This window comes from Pseudomonas sp. IPO3747, from assembly GCF_013385245.1.
Taxonomy (GTDB): Bacteria; Pseudomonadota; Gammaproteobacteria; order Pseudomonadales; family Pseudomonadaceae; genus Aquipseudomonas; species Aquipseudomonas edaphica.
This window is the reverse complement of sequence record NZ_JACAQL010000010.1, coordinates 329,925-350,569: the sequence shown is the minus strand read 5'-3', so window position 1 is coordinate 350,569 and position 20,645 is coordinate 329,925. Positions and strand designations below refer to the sequence as shown.

The 20,645-nt window shown below is 55.1% G+C and carries 17 protein-coding genes and 4 tRNA genes; all 21 read left to right on the top strand.

From position 1 onward, the window contains the following. The first annotated feature begins 191 nt into the window (after nucleotides 1-191). Nucleotides 192-1,151, top strand: coding sequence for a bifunctional biotin--[acetyl-CoA-carboxylase] ligase/biotin operon repressor BirA (gene birA / locus HX790_RS17575; RefSeq protein ID WP_169987447.1), 960 nt, complete (start codon nucleotides 192-194; stop codon nucleotides 1,149-1,151). Further along, nucleotides 1,141-1,890, top strand: a complete 750-nt coding sequence (locus HX790_RS17570; RefSeq protein ID WP_017135959.1) for a pantothenate kinase — start codon at nucleotides 1,141-1,143, stop codon at nucleotides 1,888-1,890. The genes birA and HX790_RS17570 overlap by 11 nt, the downstream gene beginning before the upstream one ends. 7 nt (nucleotides 1,891-1,897) lie before the next feature. Further along, the gene (locus HX790_RS17565; protein ID WP_176991838.1) at nucleotides 1,898-2,344 is read left to right on the top strand and encodes a hypothetical protein; all 447 of its coding nucleotides are present in this window, start codon (nucleotides 1,898-1,900) and stop codon (nucleotides 2,342-2,344) included. Between the two features lie 142 nt (nucleotides 2,345-2,486). After that, nucleotides 2,487-2,571, top strand: a tRNA-Tyr gene (locus HX790_RS17560). 24 nt (nucleotides 2,572-2,595) lie between these two features. Next, nucleotides 2,596-2,669, top strand: a tRNA-Gly gene (locus tag HX790_RS17555). A gap of 26 nt (nucleotides 2,670-2,695) precedes the next feature. Beyond that, nucleotides 2,696-2,771 (top strand) — tRNA-Thr (locus tag HX790_RS17550). A gap of 161 nt (nucleotides 2,772-2,932) precedes the next feature. Continuing rightward, nucleotides 2,933-3,008 (top strand) — tRNA-Trp (locus HX790_RS17545). Between the two features lie 45 nt (nucleotides 3,009-3,053). Beyond that, complete coding sequence (gene secE, locus HX790_RS17540) at nucleotides 3,054-3,422, top strand: preprotein translocase subunit SecE (RefSeq protein ID WP_003194658.1); 369 nt, start codon at nucleotides 3,054-3,056, stop codon at nucleotides 3,420-3,422. Nucleotides 3,423-3,431: 9 nt separating this feature from the next. After that, entirely contained in the window at nucleotides 3,432-3,965 is a 534-nt protein-coding gene (gene nusG, locus HX790_RS17535; protein ID WP_003176436.1) for a transcription termination/antitermination protein NusG, read from the top strand. Nucleotides 3,966-4,082: 117 nt separating this feature from the next. After that, on the top strand, nucleotides 4,083-4,514 hold the full coding sequence (gene rplK / locus HX790_RS17530; RefSeq protein ID WP_003176435.1) for a 50S ribosomal protein L11: 432 nt from the start codon (nucleotides 4,083-4,085) through the stop codon (nucleotides 4,512-4,514). Continuing rightward, the gene (gene rplA, locus HX790_RS17525; protein ID WP_003232403.1) at nucleotides 4,514-5,209 is read left to right on the top strand and encodes a 50S ribosomal protein L1; all 696 of its coding nucleotides are present in this window, start codon (nucleotides 4,514-4,516) and stop codon (nucleotides 5,207-5,209) included. Before rplK ends, rplA begins: the two co-directional genes overlap by 1 nt. A gap of 199 nt (nucleotides 5,210-5,408) precedes the next feature. Continuing rightward, nucleotides 5,409-5,909, top strand: a complete 501-nt coding sequence (gene rplJ, locus HX790_RS17520) for a 50S ribosomal protein L10 (RefSeq protein WP_003176433.1) — start codon at nucleotides 5,409-5,411, stop codon at nucleotides 5,907-5,909. Between the two features lie 78 nt (nucleotides 5,910-5,987). Then, a complete protein-coding gene (gene rplL / locus HX790_RS17515) occupies nucleotides 5,988-6,353 on the top strand; it encodes a 50S ribosomal protein L7/L12 (RefSeq protein WP_010566858.1) in 366 nt (121 codons plus the stop codon). Nucleotides 6,354-6,572: 219 nt separating this feature from the next. Beyond that, nucleotides 6,573-10,646, top strand: coding sequence for a DNA-directed RNA polymerase subunit beta (gene rpoB, locus HX790_RS17510; protein ID WP_017135961.1), 4,074 nt, complete (start codon nucleotides 6,573-6,575; stop codon nucleotides 10,644-10,646). Nucleotides 10,647-10,710: 64 nt separating this feature from the next. Further along, complete coding sequence (gene rpoC, locus HX790_RS17505) at nucleotides 10,711-14,910, top strand: DNA-directed RNA polymerase subunit beta' (protein WP_017135962.1); 4,200 nt, start codon at nucleotides 10,711-10,713, stop codon at nucleotides 14,908-14,910. 217 nt (nucleotides 14,911-15,127) lie between these two features. Next, nucleotides 15,128-15,499, top strand: a complete 372-nt coding sequence (rpsL, locus tag HX790_RS17500; protein ID WP_002555494.1) for a 30S ribosomal protein S12 — start codon at nucleotides 15,128-15,130, stop codon at nucleotides 15,497-15,499. A gap of 118 nt (nucleotides 15,500-15,617) precedes the next feature. Continuing rightward, complete coding sequence (gene rpsG, locus HX790_RS17495) at nucleotides 15,618-16,088, top strand: 30S ribosomal protein S7 (protein WP_002555493.1); 471 nt, start codon at nucleotides 15,618-15,620, stop codon at nucleotides 16,086-16,088. Nucleotides 16,089-16,118: 30 nt separating this feature from the next. After that, nucleotides 16,119-18,224, top strand: a complete 2,106-nt coding sequence (fusA, locus tag HX790_RS17490; protein ID WP_010206921.1) for an elongation factor G — start codon at nucleotides 16,119-16,121, stop codon at nucleotides 18,222-18,224. Between the two features lie 30 nt (nucleotides 18,225-18,254). Next, entirely contained in the window at nucleotides 18,255-19,448 is a 1,194-nt protein-coding gene (gene tuf / locus HX790_RS17485) for an elongation factor Tu (protein WP_003176426.1), read from the top strand. Nucleotides 19,449-19,607: 159 nt separating this feature from the next. After that, entirely contained in the window at nucleotides 19,608-19,919 is a 312-nt protein-coding gene (gene rpsJ / locus HX790_RS17480; protein ID WP_003186070.1) for a 30S ribosomal protein S10, read from the top strand. Between the two features lie 81 nt (nucleotides 19,920-20,000). Beyond that, a complete protein-coding gene (rplC, locus tag HX790_RS17475) occupies nucleotides 20,001-20,636 on the top strand; it encodes a 50S ribosomal protein L3 (protein WP_003194649.1) in 636 nt (211 codons plus the stop codon). Nucleotides 20,637-20,645 lie beyond the last annotated feature (9 nt).

Genomic DNA, 20,645 nt, shown 5'->3' with positions numbered 1-20,645 from the left:
ATCAGGGGTTTTGTTTTGGGCGCTCGTTTAGGCGTAAATCTCGCTCACGAGTGGCGTTAATCACAACGCGTCCAGGCTGAGATGCCACGTAAGCCTGCTTTGCAGCCGCCTCCAGTGCTAAATCCTGTCCTTTCTATGCAATGACCTTGCGCATGGCTATCATGCGTGCCTCATTGTGAGGCGATGCTTGCATGCTGACGTTGTTAACACTTCTCAAAGATGGTCGATTCCACTCCGGAGAGGCGCTCGGTGTTGCCCTGGGTGTCAGCCGCAGTGCTGTTTGGAAGCAGCTCCAGCATCTGGAGTCTGAATTGAACCTGCCCATTCATAAAATTCGCGGCAGGGGGTACCAGCTAGCATCTCCATTGGTGTTCTTGAGTGCTGAAGAAATTCAAGAGCGCGCTCCTGCTTTGGCGTGGCCTGTTTACATCTCTGACTCCATAGACTCCACCAATGCCGAGGCTTTGCGCCTCGTCGGCACAGGTTGCGCGGCGCCATTTCTGGTGCTTGCGGAGCAGCAAACGGCGGGAAGAGGGAGGCGGGGCCGCAAGTGGGTCAGTCCGTTTGCTCAAAACCTGTATTACAGCCTCGTATTGCGCATTGACGGCGGGCTGAGGCAGTTGGAAGGGCTTAGCCTTGTCGTCGGATTGGCAGTCATGCAGGCCCTGCGTGAGTTGGGTGTCCAGGGCGCCGCCTTGAAATGGCCGAATGACGTCCTGGTTGGGCAGAAAAAAATTGCCGGTATCTTGCTGGAATTGGTTGGAGATCCCGCTGATGTTTGCCATGTTGTGCTCGGTATAGGGATCAACGTAAATATGCAGAAGGCGGCAGAGGTCGATCAGCAGTGGACGTCGGCGCAGTTGGAGACGGGCTCCCCTGTCGACCGAAATCACTTGGTCGCACGCCTTGGACTGCAGTTGCAAAGTCACCTGGAGCGACATAAGGCTTTCGGTTTTGCTGCGCTTCAGGAAGAGTGGGAGCGAAATCATTTGTGGCAGGGTAAGGCCGTATCTCTTATCGCGGGTGTTAACCAGATTGATGGTGTGGTGCTGGGTGTTGATCACCAGGGCGCGCTGCGGCTGAGTGTCGAGGGTGTCGAGAAAATATACAGCGGCGGTGAGTTAAGCCTGAGGTTGCGTGATGATTCTTGAGCTCGACTGTGGGAATAGCTTTATCAAGTGGCGTGTGCTCGATTCGCCTATGGCCAGGGCGTCCGCTGAGGGTGTTGTCGGCTCGGACCTTGAGTTGATCGAGGGCCTGAAGGCAATCCCGGGGTTGTCATTGACGCGCTGCCGCCTGGTAAGTGTTCGGGCCTCCGAAGAGACCGGGCAGTTGGTTGAGGCATTGCAGGGGGCATTTGGGGTTGTTGTGTCTTGTGCTGTCTCAGCGAGGGAGGCGGCGGGTGTACGTAACGGCTACGAAGAGTTTGAGCGTCTTGGGCTGGATCGTTGGTTGGCAATGCTCGGTGGTTTCAAGCTGGCATCAGGTGCCTGCCTGGTACTCGATTTCGGTACCGCAGCCACTGCAGACTTTATTGCTGCCGATGGTGAGCACCTTGGCGGCTTCATTTGCCCGGGAATGCCCCTCATGCGCAGCCAGTTGCGAACGCACACGCGCAAAATCCGCTACGACGATATTGCGGCAGAGCAGGCCCTGGCACGCCTCTCGCCGGGGCGGACGACTGTGGAAGCCGTTGAGCGGGGTTGTACGCTGATGCTCAGAGGGTTTGTTTTGACACAGCTTGAGTTGGCTCGGAGCTATTGGGGGAATGACTTCACGGTTTTTCTGACTGGCGGGGATGCTGACCTGGTCTCTGATGCCGTGCCTCACGCTCGTTTTGTTCCTGATCTGGTTTTTGTTGGTCTGGCGATGGCGTGCCCTTTGTCCTGAGGTATTTATGCGTTGGCTGTTTTTGCTTTTGCTCGTTCTCAATGCCTTCTATTACATCTGGCATCAACAGGAAGCCCCATTGCGTGCTAAAGATGTAACGCCACTGAGTCTCTATAAGGGCTCTCAGCAGGATATTCGCCTATTGAGTGAATCCTCTGACCCCATGGTTCGGCGCGACCGGGCAAAAGCGTCTGACGCACAAAGTACGTGTCTATACATCGGTGGTTTCGCTGATCAGCGCCAGGCCCAGTCGGTAGAGCAGCGCCTCATAAGCCTGGATATAAAGGTCAAAGTGCTTCTCCTCAATACGCCTGATGCCTCCGGCTATTGGCTTCGTGTCGCCCCTGAAAGCAGGAGGTTGGCTGAGGATCTGCCGTTTGAAAACCTTGCTAAGGAATTCAATGAGTTAAAACATAAAATAATGTTGTGCGAAGGCGTTGCAACTGTCGAATAGTTTGCATAGAATGGCGCCCGCTTCGCAGTGAAGACCTTTACGGTCTACAGCGTGAAGCGAAGGTCAACGCAGCTAACCTCATATTTTTAATGAGAAAATGCTTGACAGAAGGCCGGCGTGATGTAGAATGCCGGCTCGCTTAGGAGGGGTTCCCGAGCGGCCAAAGGGATCAGACTGTAAATCTGACGTCTACGACTTCGAAGGTTCGAATCCTTCCCCCTCCACCATTTTTAGCGTGAGCTGCAAGCTCCGCGGGTATAGTTTAGTGGTAGAACCTCAGCCTTCCAAGCTGATGATGCGGGTTCGATTCCCGCTACCCGCTCCAAGTTTGCAGGTTGTGCAATGTGTTTTGCTCTTGTAGCTCAGTTGGTAGAGCACACCCTTGGTAAGGGTGAGGTCAGCGGTTCAAATCCGCTCAAGAGCTCCATATAACAAGGCAGATATGAAAATATCTGCCTTTGTTTTAACAGCTGCCTCGGCTTGTTGGTGTTGCATTTGGCTTTGTTGCCAGGTGATTTCAGGTCTAGTGGGGTTGGTTGTTGTAAAGTCTTTTTCAGGCCTGCATAATGGTCGGCCTGATTTTGTTTTAGGTCAGTAGCTCAATTGGCAGAGCGACGGTCTCCAAAACCGTAGGTTGGGGGTTCGATTCCCTCCTGACCTGCCAGATTCACGTGGTGTGTCTGGCTTTCTTTTCACAGGATCTTCATAGATGACTCCTAAGGCTGAAGCTCAAAGCTCTCGTTTCGATCTCGTCAAGTGGCTCGCTGTGGTCGCGTTGGTGGTCGTAGGCGTTGTTGGCAATCAGTACTACTCTGCTTCGCCGATCCTGTACCGCGTACTCGCTTTGCTCGCTCTTGCTGCTGTAGCTGCCTTTGTAGGCCTGCAGACTGCCAAAGGCAAGTCTTTCGCGGTCCTGGTAAAGGAAGCTCGCACCGAAATTCGTAAAGTCGTTTGGCCGACTCGCCAAGAAACCACGCAGACCACGTTGATTGTTGTGGCTGTTGTTCTGGTTATGGCGTTGCTGTTGTGGGGGCTTGATTCCCTGCTCGGCTGGCTTGTTTCCTTGATTGTTGGCTAAGGGTGTCCCGTGGCTAAGCGTTGGTACGTTGTGCATGCTTACTCGGGTTACGAGAAGCATGTTATGCGCTCTTTGCTAGAGCGCGTAAAGCTTGCAGGCATGGAAGATGGCTTCGGCGAAATTCTGGTTCCCACTGAAGAAGTGGTTGAAATGCGGAATGGTCAGAAGCGCAAAAGCGAACGCAAGTTCTTCCCTGGCTACGTGCTGGTTCAGATGGACATGAATGAAGGTACTTGGCACTTGGTCAAGGACACTCCTCGTGTCATGGGTTTCATCGGCGGTACTGCTGATAAGCCTGCTCCGATCACCGACAAAGAGGCGGAAGCAATTCTGCGTCGCGTTGCTGATGGTAGCGACAAGCCTAAGCCGAAGACGTTGTTCGAGCCGGGTGAGGTTGTTCGTGTCACAGATGGTCCGTTTGCTGATTTCAACGGCACCGTCGAAGAAGTTAACTACGAAAAGAGCCGGATCCAAGTGGCAGTGCTCATTTTCGGTCGCTCTACTCCGGTAGAGTTGGAGTTCAGCCAGGTCGAGAAGGTCTAGCTGAGCAAGCATCCCAACCCCGCAGCCTTAGGCTGTGGGGTTTTGTCGTCACTGGGATAAACGCGCAAGTAACCGGGGAGCCTTTCGAGGCGTTTGAACCCGTAATTGGAGTGCCTCATGGCCAAGAAGATTACCGCTTACATCAAGCTGCAAGTGAAGGCCGCTCAGGCCAACCCAAGTCCACCTGTCGGCCCGGCTCTGGGTCAGCACGGCGTGAACATCATGGAATTCTGCAAGGCCTTCAACGCCCGTACTCAGGGTCTTGAGCCAGGTCTGCCCACTCCAGTGATCATCACTGTATACAGCGACCGTAGCTTCACTTTCGAAACCAAGTCGACCCCGGCTTCGGTTTTGCTGAAGAAAGCTGCTGGTCTGACTAGCGGTTCCGCTCGTCCTAACACCGTTAAGGTTGGCACCGTAACTCGTGCTCAGCTGGAAGAAATCGCGAAAACCAAAAACGCGGATCTGACTGCAGCTGATATGGATGCAGCCGTGCGTACCATCGCCGGTTCTGCTCGTAGCATGGGCCTTAACGTGGAGGGTGTGTAATGGCTAAGCTGACCAAGCGCCAAAAGGCTATCGCCGGCAAAATCGAAGCAGGCAAGGCCTACAACTTTGTAGACGCCGCTGCCCTGCTGACCGAGCTGTCGACTGTCAAGTTCAGCGAGTCCGTTGACGTTGCTGTAAACCTGGGTGTTGACCCACGTAAATCCGACCAGGTCGTTCGTAGCGCTACTGTGCTGCCACACGGTACTGGCAAGACTGTACGTGTTGCTGTCTTCACCCAAGGCCCGGCAGCTGAAGCTGCTCTGGCCGCCGGCGCTGATCGCGTTGGCATGGACGACCTGGCTGCCGAAATGAAAGGCGGCGACCTGAACTACGACGTAGTTATTGCTTCCCCGGATGCAATGCGCGTTGTAGGTCAGTTGGGTCAGATCCTCGGTCCACGTGGTCTGATGCCTAACCCTAAAGTCGGCACCGTAACGCCAGACGTAGCTACCGCGGTTAAAAACGCCAAGGCTGGTCAGGTTCGTTATCGCACCGACAAAAACGGCATCATTCACACCTCCGTTGGCAAAGTCGGCTTCGATGCCGTCAAGCTGAAGGAAAACGTTGAAGCCCTGATCGCTGATCTGAAGCGTATCAAGCCAGCTTCTTCGAAAGGTATCTACGTCAAGCGCGTTACCCTGAGCACCACTATGGGCCCAGGTCTGGTCATCGACCAAGGCTCGCTGGACGTATAAGAAATACGTTGGTGCGAGAGATCGCGCCAATTGAAAAAATTGGGGTCCCTGCCTGGCGGGGGCTATCCAAGACCGTAGGCGGCGCAAGCCTTAAACCTCAAGCCTACGCAGATGGTGCTCCCGGTTCCTTACCGAATCAGACACCAAAACGACATCCGGCTTCGGCCAGATGAAACGGTAACAAGCAGGAGTTAAACCCGTGGCAATTAATCTCGAAGACAAGAAGGCCATCGTCGCTGAAGTCAACGAGGCTGCCAAAGCTGCTCTGTCCGCTGTCGTGGCTGATGCCCGTGGTGTGACAGTAGGCGCTATGACCGGACTCCGTAAAGAGGCTCGTGAAGCTGGCGTATACGTACGTGTTGTACGTAACACCCTGCTCAAGCGCGCTGTTGCTGACACTGAATACAGTGTTCTCAATGACGTGTTCACCGGCCCGACTCTGATCGCGTTCTCCAAAGATCACCCGGGTGCTGCTGCCCGTTTGTTCAAGGAATTCGCCAAGAGTCAGGATAAGTTCGAGATCAAGGCAGCTGCGTTCGAGGGCAAGTTCCTCGCAGCTAACCAAATCGACGTACTGGCAACACTGCCGACCCGTAACGAAGCTATTTCTCAGCTGATGAGCGTGATTCAAGGCGCTACCAGCAAGTTGGCTCGTACTCTGGCCGCAGTTCGCGAGCAAAAAGAAGCTGCCGCAGCCTAAGGCTGAGCACCTCCTTTCGCGTATTTTTGTTTATTTCGATGGCCGCGTAGGCCGTCCCCCAATTCAGGAAATACAGTAATGTCTATCTCCCAAGAAGATATCCTCAACGCCGTAGCTGAAATGTCGGTTCTGCAGGTTGTTGAGCTGATCAAAGCTTTCGAAGAAAAATTCGGCGTTTCCGCTGCCGCTGCTTCCGCTGGCCCAGCTGTTGCTGCTGTTGCTGCTGAAGAGCAAACCGAATTCAACGTCATGCTGCTGGAAGCTGGCGAGAAGAAAGTAAACGTGATCAAGGCAGTTCGTGAACTGACCGGTCTGGGCCTGAAAGAAGCCAAGGCTGTAGTTGACGGCGCTCCTGCCCAGGTTCTGGAAGCAGTGTCGAAAGACGCCGCTGACAAAGCTAAAGCAGTGCTGGAAGAAGCAGGCGCTAAAGTCGAGCTGAAGTAAGCATCGACCTTGCGTCTCCAGCCCAAGCGTTAAGCTGAAGGCTGATGGCTGGTGGCTCTTGCCACCGGCCTTTTTCCGTTCTTGGCTGTCGACTCGGTCGCCGCCAATTACGCGCTGTAACCACCCGATGCGGTGGTGCAAACCATGGGGTTTGCAAGATTTTCTGGCTGCTCCCGTCGGAGGGGCCAAACAAGCAGGTGACCAAGCTGGGGAACGCTGATGGCTTACTCATATACTGAGAAAAAACGTATCCGCAAGGACTTTAGCAAGTTGCCGGACGTCATGGATGTCCCGTACCTTCTGGCTATCCAGCTGGATTCGTATCGTGAATTCTTGCAGGCGGGAGCGACCAAAGATCAGTTCCGCGACGTGGGCCTGCATGCGGCCTTCAAATCCGTTTTCCCGATCATCAGCTACTCCGGCAATGCTGCGCTGGAGTACGTGGGTTATCGCCTGGGCGAACCGGCATTTGATGTCAAAGAATGCGTGTTGCGCGGTGTTACGTACGCCGTACCTTTGCGGGTAAAAGTCCGCCTGATCATTTTCGACAAAGAATCGTCGAACAAAGCGATCAAGGACATCAAAGAGCAAGAAGTCTACATGGGCGAAATCCCACTGATGACTGAAAACGGTACCTTCGTAATCAACGGTACCGAGCGTGTTATTGTTTCCCAGCTGCACCGTTCCCCGGGCGTGTTCTTCGACCACGACCGCGGCAAGACGCACAGCTCCGGTAAACTCCTGTACTCCGCGCGGATCATTCCGTACCGCGGTTCGTGGTTGGACTTCGAGTTCGACCCGAAAGACTGCGTGTTCGTGCGTATCGACCGTCGTCGCAAGCTGCCGGCCTCGGTACTGCTGCGCGCGCTCGGTTACACCACTGAGCAGGTGCTGGACGCTTTCTACACCACCAACGTATTTAGCCTGAAGGATGAAACCCTCAGCCTGGAGCTGATTGCTTCGCGTCTGCGTGGTGAAATTGCCGTTCTGGACATTCAGGACGAAAACGGCAAAGTGATCGTTGAAGCGGGTCGTCGTATTACTGCGCGCCACATCAACCAGATCGAAAAAGCCGGCATCAAGTCGCTGGAAGTGCCTCTGGACTACGTCCTGGGTCGCACCACCGCCAAGGTTATCGTTCACCCGGCTACAGGCGAAATCCTGGCTGAGTGCAACACCGAGCTGAACACCGAAATCCTGGCAAAAATCGCCAAGGCCCAGGTTGTTCGCATCGAGACCCTGTACACCAACGACATCGACTGCGGTCCGTTCATCTCCGACACACTGAAGATCGACTCCACCAGCAACCAATTGGAAGCGCTGGTCGAGATCTATCGCATGATGCGTCCTGGTGAGCCACCGACCAAAGACGCTGCCGAGACCCTGTTCAACAACCTGTTCTTCAGCCCTGAGCGTTATGACCTGTCTGCGGTCGGCCGGATGAAGTTCAACCGTCGTATCGGTCGTACCGAGATCGAAGGTTCGGGCGTGCTGTGCAAGGAAGATATCGTCGCGGTACTGAAGACTCTGGTCGACATCCGTAACGGTAAAGGCATCGTCGATGACATCGACCACCTGGGTAACCGTCGTGTTCGCTGCGTAGGCGAAATGGCCGAAAACCAGTTCCGCGTTGGCCTTGTGCGTGTTGAGCGTGCGGTCAAAGAGCGTCTGTCGATGGCTGAAAGCGAAGGCCTGATGCCGCAAGACCTGATCAACGCCAAGCCAGTGGCTGCGGCAGTGAAAGAGTTCTTCGGTTCCAGCCAGCTTTCCCAGTTCATGGACCAGAACAACCCGCTCTCCGAGATCACCCACAAGCGCCGTGTTTCTGCACTGGGCCCGGGCGGTCTGACCCGTGAGCGTGCTGGCTTTGAAGTTCGTGACGTACACCCGACGCACTACGGTCGTGTTTGCCCGATCGAAACGCCGGAAGGTCCGAACATCGGTCTGATCAACTCCCTGGCCGCTTATGCGCGCACCAACCAGTACGGCTTCCTCGAGAGCCCGTACCGCGTGGTGAAAGACGCTCTGGTCACCGACGAGATCGTATTCCTGTCCGCCATCGAAGAAGCTGATCACGTGATCGCTCAGGCTTCGGCCACGATGAACGACAAGAAAGTCCTGATCGACGAGCTGGTAGCTGTTCGTCACTTGAACGAGTTCACCGTCAAGGCGCCGGAAGACGTCACCTTGATGGACGTTTCGCCGAAGCAGGTAGTTTCGGTTGCAGCGTCGCTGATCCCGTTCCTGGAACACGATGACGCCAACCGTGCGTTGATGGGTTCCAACATGCAGCGTCAAGCTGTACCAACCCTGCGCGCTGACAAGCCGCTGGTAGGTACCGGCATGGAGCGTAACGTAGCCCGTGACTCCGGCGTTTGCGTCGTAGCCCGTCGTGGCGGCGTGATCGACTCAGTTGATGCCAGCCGTATCGTGGTTCGTGTTGCCGATGATGAAGTTGAAACTGGCGAAGCCGGTGTCGACATCTACAACCTGACCAAATACACCCGCTCGAACCAGAACACCTGCATCAACCAGCGTCCGCTGGTGAGCAAGGGTGACCGCGTTCAGCGTAGCGACATCATGGCCGACGGCCCGTCCACCGACATGGGTGAACTGGCTCTGGGTCAGAACATGCGCATCGCGTTCATGGCATGGAACGGCTTCAACTTCGAAGACTCCATCTGCCTGTCCGAGCGTGTTGTTCAAGAAGACCGTTTCACCACGATCCACATTCAGGAACTGACCTGTGTGGCACGTGATACCAAGCTTGGGCCAGAGGAAATCACTGCAGACATCCCGAACGTGGGTGAAGCTGCACTGAACAAGCTGGACGAAGCCGGTATCGTTTACGTAGGTGCTGAAGTTGGCGCAGGCGACATCCTGGTAGGTAAGGTCACTCCGAAAGGCGAGACCCAACTGACTCCGGAAGAGAAGCTGCTGCGTGCCATCTTCGGTGAAAAAGCCAGCGACGTTAAAGACACCTCCCTGCGTGTACCTACCGGTACCAAGGGTACTGTCATCGACGTACAGGTCTTCACCCGTGACGGCGTTGAGCGTGATGCTCGTGCACTGTCCATCGAGAAGACTCAACTCGACGAGATCCGCAAGGACCTGAACGAAGAGTTCCGTATCGTTGAAGGCGCGACCTTCGAACGTCTGCGTTCCGCTCTGGTAGGCCACAAGGCTGAAGGCGGCGCAGGTCTGAAGAAAGGTCAGGACATCACCGACGAAGTACTCGACGGTCTTGAGCACGGCCAGTGGTTCAAACTGCGCATGGCTGAAGATGCTCTGAACGAGCAGCTCGAGAAGGCCCAGGCCTACATCGTTGATCGCCGCCGTCTGCTGGACGACAAGTTCGAAGACAAGAAGCGCAAACTGCAGCAGGGCGATGACCTGGCTCCAGGCGTGCTGAAAATCGTCAAGGTTTACCTGGCAATCCGTCGCCGCATCCAGCCGGGCGACAAGATGGCCGGTCGTCACGGTAACAAAGGTGTGGTCTCCGTGATCATGCCGGTTGAAGACATGCCGCACGATGCCAATGGCACCCCGGTCGACGTCGTCCTCAACCCGTTGGGCGTACCTTCGCGTATGAACGTTGGTCAGATCCTCGAAACCCACCTGGGCCTCGCGGCCAAAGGTCTGGGCGAGAAGATCAACCGTATGATCGAAGAGCAGCGCAAGGTTGCTGACCTGCGTAAGTTCCTGCACGAGATCTACAACGAGATCGGCGGTCGCAACGAAGAGCTGGACACCTTCTCCGACCAGGAAATCCTGGACCTGGCGAAGAACCTGCGCGGCGGCGTTCCAATGGCTACCCCGGTGTTCGACGGTGCCAAGGAAAGCGAAATCAAGGCCATGCTGAAACTGGCAGACCTGCCGGAAAGCGGCCAGATGCAGCTGTTCGACGGCCGTACCGGCAACAAGTTTGAGCGCCCGGTTACTGTTGGCTACATGTACATGCTGAAGCTGAACCACTTGGTAGACGACAAGATGCACGCTCGTTCTACCGGTTCGTACAGCCTGGTTACCCAGCAGCCGCTGGGTGGTAAGGCTCAGTTCGGTGGTCAGCGTTTCGGGGAGATGGAGGTCTGGGCACTGGAAGCATACGGTGCTGCATACACTCTGCAAGAAATGCTCACAGTGAAGTCGGACGATGTGAACGGTCGGACCAAGATGTACAAAAACATCGTGGACGGCGATCACCGTATGGAGCCGGGCATGCCCGAGTCCTTCAACGTGTTGATCAAAGAAATTCGTTCCCTCGGCATCGATATCGATCTGGAAACCGAATAACACGTGACGCGAATCGAGAGCGGGGTTGTTTAGCCCGCTCTCTGCTCCGCCAGGAGGAAAGGCCTTGAAAGACCTACTGAATTTGCTGAAAAACCAGGGTCAAGTCGAAGAGTTCGACGCCATCCGTATTGGGTTGGCATCGCCTGAGATGATCCGTTCGTGGTCGTTCGGTGAAGTTAAAAAGCCGGAAACCATCAACTACCGTACGTTCAAACCTGAGCGTGACGGCCTGTTCTGCGCCAAGATCTTTGGCCCGGTAAAGGATTACGAGTGCCTGTGCGGTAAGTACAAGCGCTTGAAGCACCGTGGTGTGATCTGCGAGAAGTGCGGCGTTGAAGTTGCACTGGCCAAGGTTCGTCGTGAGCGCATGGCGCACATCGAACTGGCTTCGCCGGTTGCCCACATCTGGTTCCTGAAATCGCTGCCGTCCCGTATCGGCTTGCTGATGGACATGACCCTGCGTGATATCGAACGCGTTCTCTACTTCGAGAGCTATGTCGTTATCGATCCAGGCATGACCACCCTTGAAAAAGGTCAGCTGCTGAACGACGAGCAGTACTTCGAAGCGCTGGAAGAATTCGGCGACGACTTTGATGCCCGTATGGGTGCCGAGGCTGTCCGCGAGCTGCTGCACGCTATCGACCTGGAGCACGAGATTGGCCGTCTGCGCGAAGAAATTCCGCAAACCAACTCCGAAACCAAGATCAAGAAACTGTCCAAGCGTCTGAAGTTGATGGAAGCCTTCCAGGGTTCCGGCAACTTGCCAGAGTGGATGGTGCTGACCGTTCTGCCGGTTCTGCCGCCAGACCTGCGTCCGCTGGTACCGTTGGACGGTGGTCGTTTCGCGACGTCCGACCTCAACGACCTGTACCGCCGCGTGATCAACCGTAACAACCGCTTGAAGCGCCTGCTCGATCTGTCCGCTCCGGACATCATCGTGCGCAACGAAAAGCGTATGTTGCAAGAAGCTGTCGATGCCTTGCTCGACAACGGCCGTCGTGGCCGCGCTATCACCGGTTCGAACAAGCGTCCTCTGAAATCCTTGGCTGACATGATCAAGGGTAAGCAAGGTCGTTTCCGTCAGAACTTGCTCGGTAAGCGTGTTGACTACTCCGGTCGTTCGGTAATTACCGTAGGCCCGACCCTGCGTCTGCACCAGTGCGGTCTGCCCAAGAAGATGGCACTTGAGCTGTTCAAGCCATTCATCTTCGGCAAGCTGGAAATGCGCGGTCTCGCGACCACCATCAAAGCGGCCAAGAAAATGGTCGAGCGCGAACTGCCAGAGGTTTGGGACGTTCTCGCTGAAGTGATTCGCGAACACCCGGTTCTCCTCAACCGTGCACCGACCCTTCACCGTCTGGGTATCCAGGCGTTTGAACCAGTACTGATCGAAGGTAAGGCTATCCAGCTGCACCCTCTGGTCTGTGCTGCGTACAACGCCGACTTCGACGGCGACCAAATGGCCGTGCACGTACCGCTGACACTGGAAGCCCAGTTGGAAGCGCGCGCGTTGATGATGTCGACCAACAACATTCTGTCGCCAGCCAACGGTGAGCCAATCATCGTTCCGTCGCAGGACGTTGTATTGGGTCTGTACTACATGACTCGTGAAGCGATCAACGCCAAAGGTGAAGGTCGTGTGTTCGCTGACCTGCAAGAAGTTGACCGTGTGTTCCGTGCCGGCGAAGCCGCACTGCACGCCAAGGTCAAAGTGCGGATCAACGAAACCGTCAACGACCGTGATGGCGGCAGCGTGAGCGGCACCCGTATTGTCGACACCACTGTCGGCCGTGCCTTGCTGTATCAAGTTGTGCCAAAAGGCCTGTCGTACGACGTCGTCAACTTGCCGATGAAGAAAAAGGCGATCTCCAAGCTGATCAACCAGTGCTACCGCGTGGTTGGTTTGAAAGAGACCGTGATCTTCGCTGACCAGCTGATGTACACCGGCTTTGCTTATTCGACCATTTCCGGCGTTTCCATCGGTGTTAACGACTTCGTTATCCCGGATGAAAAAGCCCAGATCATCAATGCTGCAACTGATGAAGTGAAAGAAATCGAAAGCCAGTACGCCTCCGGCCTGGTAACCCAGGGCGAGAAGTACAACAAAGTGATCGACCTTTGGTCCAAGGCCAACGACGAAGTGTCGAAGGCGATGATGGCTAACCTCTCGAAAGAGAAGGTTATCGACCGTCATGGCGTAGAAGTCGATCAAGAGTCGTTCAACTCGATGTACATGATGGCCGACTCGGGCGCACGGGGTTCTGCTGCGCAGATCCGTCAGCTCGCCGGTATGCGTGGCCTGATGGCCAAGCCGGACGGCTCCATCATCGAAACGCCGATTACTGCGAACTTCCGTGAAGGTTTGAGCGTACTTCAGTACTTCATCTCCACTCACGGTGCTCGTAAGGGTCTTGCGGATACCGCGTTGAAAACGGCTAACTCCGGTTACCTGACTCGTCGTCTGGTAGACGTTGCGCAAGACTTGGTTGTGACTGAAGTTGACTGCGGCACCGAACACGGTCTGCTGATGACTCCGCACATCGAAGGCGGCGACGTTGTAGAGCCGTTGGGTGAGCGCGTACTGGGTCGAGTAATTGCCCGTGACGTATTCAAGCCAGGTACCGAGGAAGTTATCGTTCCTGCTGGCACCCTGGTGGATGAAAAGTGGGTCGAGTTCATCGAACTCAACAGCATCGACGAAGTGATTGTTCGCTCGCCGATCAGCTGCGAAACCCGCTACGGCATTTGCGCCAAGTGCTACGGCCGTGACTTGGCTCGTGGTCACCAGGTGAACATTGGTGAAGCGGTTGGCGTAATTGCTGCCCAGTCCATCGGTGAGCCGGGTACCCAGCTGACCATGCGTACGTTCCACATCGGTGGTGCGGCAAGCCGGACCTCCGCAGCTGACAGCGTTCAGGTGAAGAACGGCGGTACTGTCCGTCTGCACAACCTGAAACACGTTGAGCGAGTGGATGGTTGCCTGGTTGCTGTGTCCCGTTCCGGTGAGCTGGCAATCGCTGATGACTACGGTCGTGAGCGCGAGCGTTACAAGCTGCCGTACGGTGCTGTGATCTCGGTTAAAGAAGGTGACAAGGTCGACGCTGGCGCAATCGTGGCCAAGTGGGATCCGCACACTCACCCAATCGTTACCGAAATGAAAGGTACCGTGACCTACGTGGGCATGGAAGAAGGCATCACGATCAAGCGTCAGACTGACGAATTGACCGGTATGACCAACATTGAAGTACTCGACGCGAAAGATCGTCCAGCTGCCGGTAAAGACATCCGTCCTGCCGTTAAGATGGTTGACGACAACGGCAAGGACTTGTTGCTGCCAGGCACTGACGTAATCGCTCAGTACTTCCTGCCAGCCAACGCCCTGGTCGGTGTAGCGGATGGTGCGAAGATCGCGATCGGTGATGTTATCGCGCGTATCCCGCAAGAAACTTCGAAGACTCGCGACATCACCGGTGGTCTGCCGCGTGTTGCCGACTTGTTTGAAGCTCGTCGTCCGAAAGAAGCGTCGATTCTGGCTGAAGTCAGCGGCACCATCGCGTTCGGTAAAGAGACCAAAGGCAAGCGCCGTCTGGTCATTACCCCGAACGATGGTACTGATCCGTACGAAGAGCTGATTCCGAAGTGGCGTCACCTGAACGTCTTCGAAGGCGAACAGGTAAACCGCGGCGAAGTTATCTCCGACGGCCCGAGCGATCCACACGACATCCTGCGTCTGCTGGGTGTGAGTGCGCTGGCCAAGTACATCGTTAACGAGATCCAGGACGTTTACCGTCTGCAAGGCGTGAAGATCAACGATAAGCACATCGAGACCATCCTGCGTCAGATGCTGCGTAAAGTTGAAATCGCTGAATCCGGCGATTCCAGTTTCATCAAGGGCGACCAGATGGAACTGACTCACGTACTGGTAGAAAACGAACGTCTGGGCGCGGAAGACAAATTTGTCTCCAAGTTCACTCGTGTGTTGCTGGGTATCACCAAGGCGTCGTTGTCCACTGAGTCGTTCATCTCGGCGGCCTCCTTCCAGGAGACCACTCGCGTACTGACCGAAGCAGCGGTAACCGGCAAGCGCGATTACCTGCGCGGCCTGAAAGAAAACGTAGTCGTGGGTCGTTTGATCCCGGCAGGTACCGGTTTGGCTTACCACAGCGAGCGCAAGCGCCGCCGTGATGCTGACAAGCCGCTGCGCGTAAGCGCCAGTGAAGTGGAAGCTGCACTGACCGAAGCGCTGAACTCAAGCGGTAACTGAGTTCTGCGATAAATAAGTCTGGGCCCTGGCAGCCCCCATTCGTCGGATCGAGGCATTTTTGTCCCGGTTCGATGAGAGGGGAGGTCGGGGCCTTGCCTTGACTGGGGGCAAGATCCTCTTTAGACTCTTGTACCCCTAAATTTGGCGGGAATTCGTTCCTGCCATTTTGCTTTTCTTGCAAGACAATAGCGTCGCAAGACAACAGTGGAGCTAGTAGATGGCAACTATCAACCAGCTGGTACGTCAGCCGCGTAAGCGTATCGTCGAGAAATCCGACGTACCTGCGCTGCAGAACTGCCCGCAACGTCGTGGCGTATGCACTCGTGTGTATACCACCACGCCGAAAAAACCTAACTCGGCACTGCGTAAAGTATGCCGTGTGCGTCTGACCAACGGTTTCGAGGTTTCCTCGTACATCGGCGGTGAAGGCCACAACCTGCAAGAGCACAGCGTGGTACTGATCCGCGGCGGTCGTGTAAAAGACTTGCCAGGTGTTCGTTACCACACCGTACGCGGCTCCTTGGATACTTCCGGCGTTAAAGGTCGTAACCAGGGTCGTTCGAAGTACGGTACCAAGAAGCCTAAGTAGTAGCGGCTTTTTGTAAAACTGAATCATCTTATTTTCTGAGTCGATAAGAGTAAGGTCGGAGGCGTCCCGAAAGGGCACCGATTCCGAGCGAACCTGAAGACCGTTTGAGGGCTTATCCATGCCAAGAAGACGCGTAGCAGCCAAGCGCGAAGTGCTTGACGATCCAAAATACGGAAGCCAAATTCTGGCCAAGTTCATGAACCACGTGATGGAAAGCGGCAAGAAAGCCGTTGCCGAGCGTATCGTTTATGGCGCGCTGGAAAAGGTTAAAGAACGCAAGAACAGCGACCCCCTGGAAATCTTCGAGAAAGCTCTCGACGCCATCGCTCCGCTGGTCGAAGTGAAGTCGCGCCGTGTAGGCGGTGCTACTTACCAGGTTCCGGTCGAAGTTCGTCCGTCCCGTCGTAACGCTCTGGCAATGCGCTGGTTGGTAGACTTCGCCCGTAAGCGCGGCGAGAAGTCTATGGCTCTGCGTTTGGCCGGCGAGCTGTTGGACGCCGCTGAAGGTAAAGGTGCTGCTGTTAAGAAGCGTGAAGACGTGCACCGTATGGCTGAAGCTAACAAAGCTTTCTCGCACTACCGCTTCTAATCTTAGCTTCACTAATTTTGCGAGGGCTTTATGGCTCGTACTACTCCGATTAGCCGCTACCGTAACATCGGTATCGTTGCTCACGTGGATGCTGGTAAAACCACCACCACCGAGCGCGTACTGTTTTACACCGGCAAAAGTCACAAAATGGGCGAGGTGCATGACGGCGCCGCGACCACAGACTGGATGGTTCAGGAGCAGGAGCGTGGTATTACCATTACTTCTGCTGCTATTACCGCCTTCTGGAAGGGTTCCGAGAAGCAGTACAAAGACGAGCATCGCTTCAACGTAATCGATACACCAGGCCACGTAGACTTCACCATTGAAGTTGAGCGTTCCCTGCGCGTACTCGACGGCGCTGTCGTTGTGTTCTGCGGTACCTCGGGTGTTGAGCCTCAGTCGGAAACCGTATGGCGTCAAGCCAACAAGTACGGCGTTCCACGTCTTGTTTACGTAAACAAGATGGACCGTGCTGGTGCCAACTTCCTGCGCGTGATCGGTCAGATCAAACAGCGCCTGGGTCACACTCCGGTGCCAATTCAATTGGCAATCGGCTCCGAAGACAACTTCCAGGGTCAGATCGATCTGATCAACATGGAAGCTGTTTATTGGAATGACTCCGACAAAGGTATGGTTCCTGTTCGTAAGCCTATCCCTGCAGAACTGCAGGAACTGGCTGACGAGTGGCGCAACAACATGGTTGAGGCTGCGGCCGAAGCCAGCGAAGAGCTGATGAACAAGTACCTCGAGGGTGAAGAACTCACCAACGTGGAAATCAAGGCCGCTCTGCGTCAGCGTACTATCGCTGGTGAGATCGTCTTGGCTGTTTGCGGTTCCTCGTTCAAGAACAAGGGCGTTCCCCTGGTTCTCGATGCTGTGATCGACTACCTGCCTGCTCCAACCGATATTCCTGCTATCAAGGGTACCAACCCTGATAACGAGGAAGAAGAAATGGAGCGTCATGCAGACGACAGCGAGCCGTTCTCGGCCCTGGCGTTCAAGATCGCTACCGACCCATTCGTGGGTACTTTGACCTTCGTCCGTGTTTACTCGGGCGTGTTGGCATCCGGCGACGGCGTGATCAACTCGGTTAAAGGTAAGAAAGAGCGCGTGGGTCGTATGGTGCAAATGCACGCAAACGCCCGTGAGGAGATCAAGGAAGTACGCGCTGGTGACATCGCGGCTCTGATCGGCATGAAGGACGTCACCACTGGTGAGACTTTGTGCGACGCTGCCAAGCCAATCATCCTGGTTCGCATGGACTTCCCGGAGCCGGTTATTTCGGTTGCCGTAGAGCCTAAGACCAAGGATGACCAGGAAAAAATGGGTATCGCTTTGGGCAAACTTGCTCAGGAAGATCCATCTTTCCGCGTCAAGACTGATGAAGAGACTGGTCAAACGATCATCTCCGGCATGGGCGAGCTGCACCTGGACATCCTGGTTGACCGGATGCGCCGTGAGTTCAACGTCGAAGCCAACATCGGTAAGCCTCAGGTTTCCTATCGTGAGCGCATCACGAAGAACTGTGAAATCGAAGGCAAGTTCGTTCGTCAGTCCGGCGGTCGTGGTCAGTTCGGTCACTGCTGGATCCGTTTTGCTCCTGCTGACGAAGGTCAGGAAGGTCTGCAATTCGTGAACGAAGTAGTGGGTGGTGTTGTTCCTAAGGAATACATCCCTGCTATCCAGAAGGGTATCGAAGAGCAGATGAAGAACGGTGTTGTTGCCGGCTATCCGCTGATCGGCCTGAAAGCAACCGTTTTTGACGGTTCTTACCACGACGTCGACTCCAACGAGATGGCGTTTAAGGTGGCTGCTTCCATGGCAACCAAGCAACTGGCCCAGAAGGGCGGTGGTGAGTTGCTTGAGCCAATCATGGCGGTAGAAGTTGTTACACCTGAAGACTATATGGGTGATGTCATGGGCGACCTTAACCGTCGTCGCGGCATGATCTTGGGTATGGAAGACACGGTTTCCGGCAAAGTGATTCGCGCCGAGGTTCCGTTGGGTGAGATGTTCGGTTATGCGACCGACGTTCGCTCCATGTCCCAGGGTCGCGCAAGCTACTCTATGGAATTCAAAAAATACAACACAGCTCCGGCGCACATCGCTGAAACTGTATCCAAAAAACAAGGCTGATTCAGTCCTTTAGGCAAGGAGTTAATTGTCGTGGCTAAAGAAAAATTTGATCGTTCCCTACCGCACGTCAACGTTGGCACCATCGGTCACGTTGACCACGGTAAAACCACTCTGACTGCTGCTCTGACTCGCGTTTGCTCCGAAGTATTCGGTTCCGCAATCGTTGATTTCGATAAAATCGACAGCGCGCCAGAAGAAAAAGCTCGTGGTATCACCATCAACACCGCGCACGTTGAATACAACTCGCTGATCCGTCACTACGCTCACGTTGACTGCCCAGGTCACGCTGACTATGTGAAGAACATGATCACCGGTGCTGCCCAGATGGACGGCGCGATCCTGGTTTGCTCGGCCGCTGATGGTCCGATGCCACAAACCCGTGAGCACATCCTGCTGTCCCGTCAGGTAGGCGTTCCGTACATCGTGGTTTACCTGAACAAGGCCGACCTGGTAGACGACGCTGAGCTGCTGGAACTGGTTGAGATGGAAGTGCGCGATCTGCTGAGCACTTACGACTTCCCAGGCGACGACACTCCGATCATCATCGGTTCTGCTCGTATGGCTCTGGAAGGCAAAGACGACAACGAAATGGGCACCACGTCCGTTCGTAAACTGGTTGAGACTCTGGACAGCTACATCCCAGATCCAGTTCGTGTTATCGACAAGCCGTTCCTGATGCCAATCGAAGACGTATTCTCGATCTCCGGTCGCGGTACTGTTGTAACTGGTCGTATCGAGCGCGGTATCGTCAAGGTTCAAGATCCACTGGAAATCGTTGGTCTGCGTGACACTACCGTCACCACCTGCACCGGTGTTGAAATGTTCCGTAAACTGCTCGACGAAGGTCGTGCTGGCGAGAACTGCGGCGTTCTGCTGCGTGGTACCAAGCGTGACGACGTTGAGCGTGGCCAGGTTCTGGTTAAGCCAGGTTCGGTTAAGCCGCACACCAAGTTCGAAGCTGAAGTGTACGTGCTGAGCAAAGAAGAAGGCGGCCGTCACACTCCGTTCTTCAAAGGCTACCGTCCACAGTTCTACTTCCGTACTACCGACGTAACCGGTAACTGCGAACTGCCGGAAGGCGTAGAAATGGTAATGCCAGGCGACAACATCAAAATGGTTGTCACCCTGATCAAAACCATCGCTATGGAAGACGGCCTGCGTTTCGCAATCCGTGAAGGCGGCCGTACCGTTGGTGCTGGCGTTGTAGCTAAAATCATCGAGTAATTATCTCTTCTGAGATAGCTCTGATGTTTTGAAAAGGCCCCCGCTCAGCGGGGGCCTTTTTTATTGGGTTGACACCTATCAGGGCCGTCTATAGAATTGCGCCTCCTTTTAACGGGCGTATTGCGCTCGCTGGGAATAGCAGCCGGAGTCTGAAATCCAATGCAAAATCAGCAAATCCGTATCAGGTTGAAGGCTTTTGACCATCGCCTGATCGACCAATCCACCCAGGAAATCGTGGAAACCGCGAAACGTACTGGTGCTCAAGTGCGTGGTCCAATTCCACTGCCTACCCGTAAAGAGCGGTTCACCGTTCTGGTCTCCCCGCACGTCAACAAAGACGCGCGTGACCAGTACGAGATCCGTACTCATAAGCGCGTACTGGACATCGTCCAGCCAACGGATAAAACCGTTGATGCACTTATGAAGCTTGATCTGGCGGCCGGTGTGGAAGTACAGATCAGCCTCGGCTAAGACTTGGGTCTTAGTCGTGTAACGCTCTGAAATGGGCGGCCATAGCGGGTGAAAGCCCCGTACACTCATGAGGTTTACAACATGACTATTGGTGTAGTCGGTCGTAAATGCGGTATGACCCGTATTTTCACCGAAGAAGGTGTCTCCATTCCGGTCACGGTCATTGAGATCGAGCCGAATCGCGTCACCCAGTTCAAAACTGAAGAAACCGATGGCTATCGTGCAGTGCAAGTCACTGTCGGCGAGCGTCGTGCTTCGCGCGTGACTGCTGCTCAAGCAGGTCACTTCGCTAAAGCAAACGTTGCAGCTGGTCGCACTGTTATGGAGTTCCGTCTCGAAGACGGCGACTACCAGGCTGGCGATCTGATCAACGCTGAAATCTTCGCCGCTGGTCAACTGGTTGATGTAACCGGTCAGTCCAAGGGTAAAGGCTTCCAGGGTACGATCAAGCGTTGGAATTTCCGTGGCCAAGACAACACTCACGGTAACTCCGTTTCCCACCGCGTCCCGGGCTCTATTGGCCAGTGCCAGACTCCTGGTCGTGTATTCAAGGGCAAAAAAATGTCCGGTCATATGGGCGCTGAGCGCGTGACCGTGCAGTCCCTCGAAGTAGTGCGCGTCGACGCTGAACGCAATCTGTTGTTGGTCAAGGGTGCTGTTCCTGGCGCTACTGGCGGCAACCTGGTTGTACGTCCAGCGGCCAAGGCTCGCGGTTAAGGGGAAGCT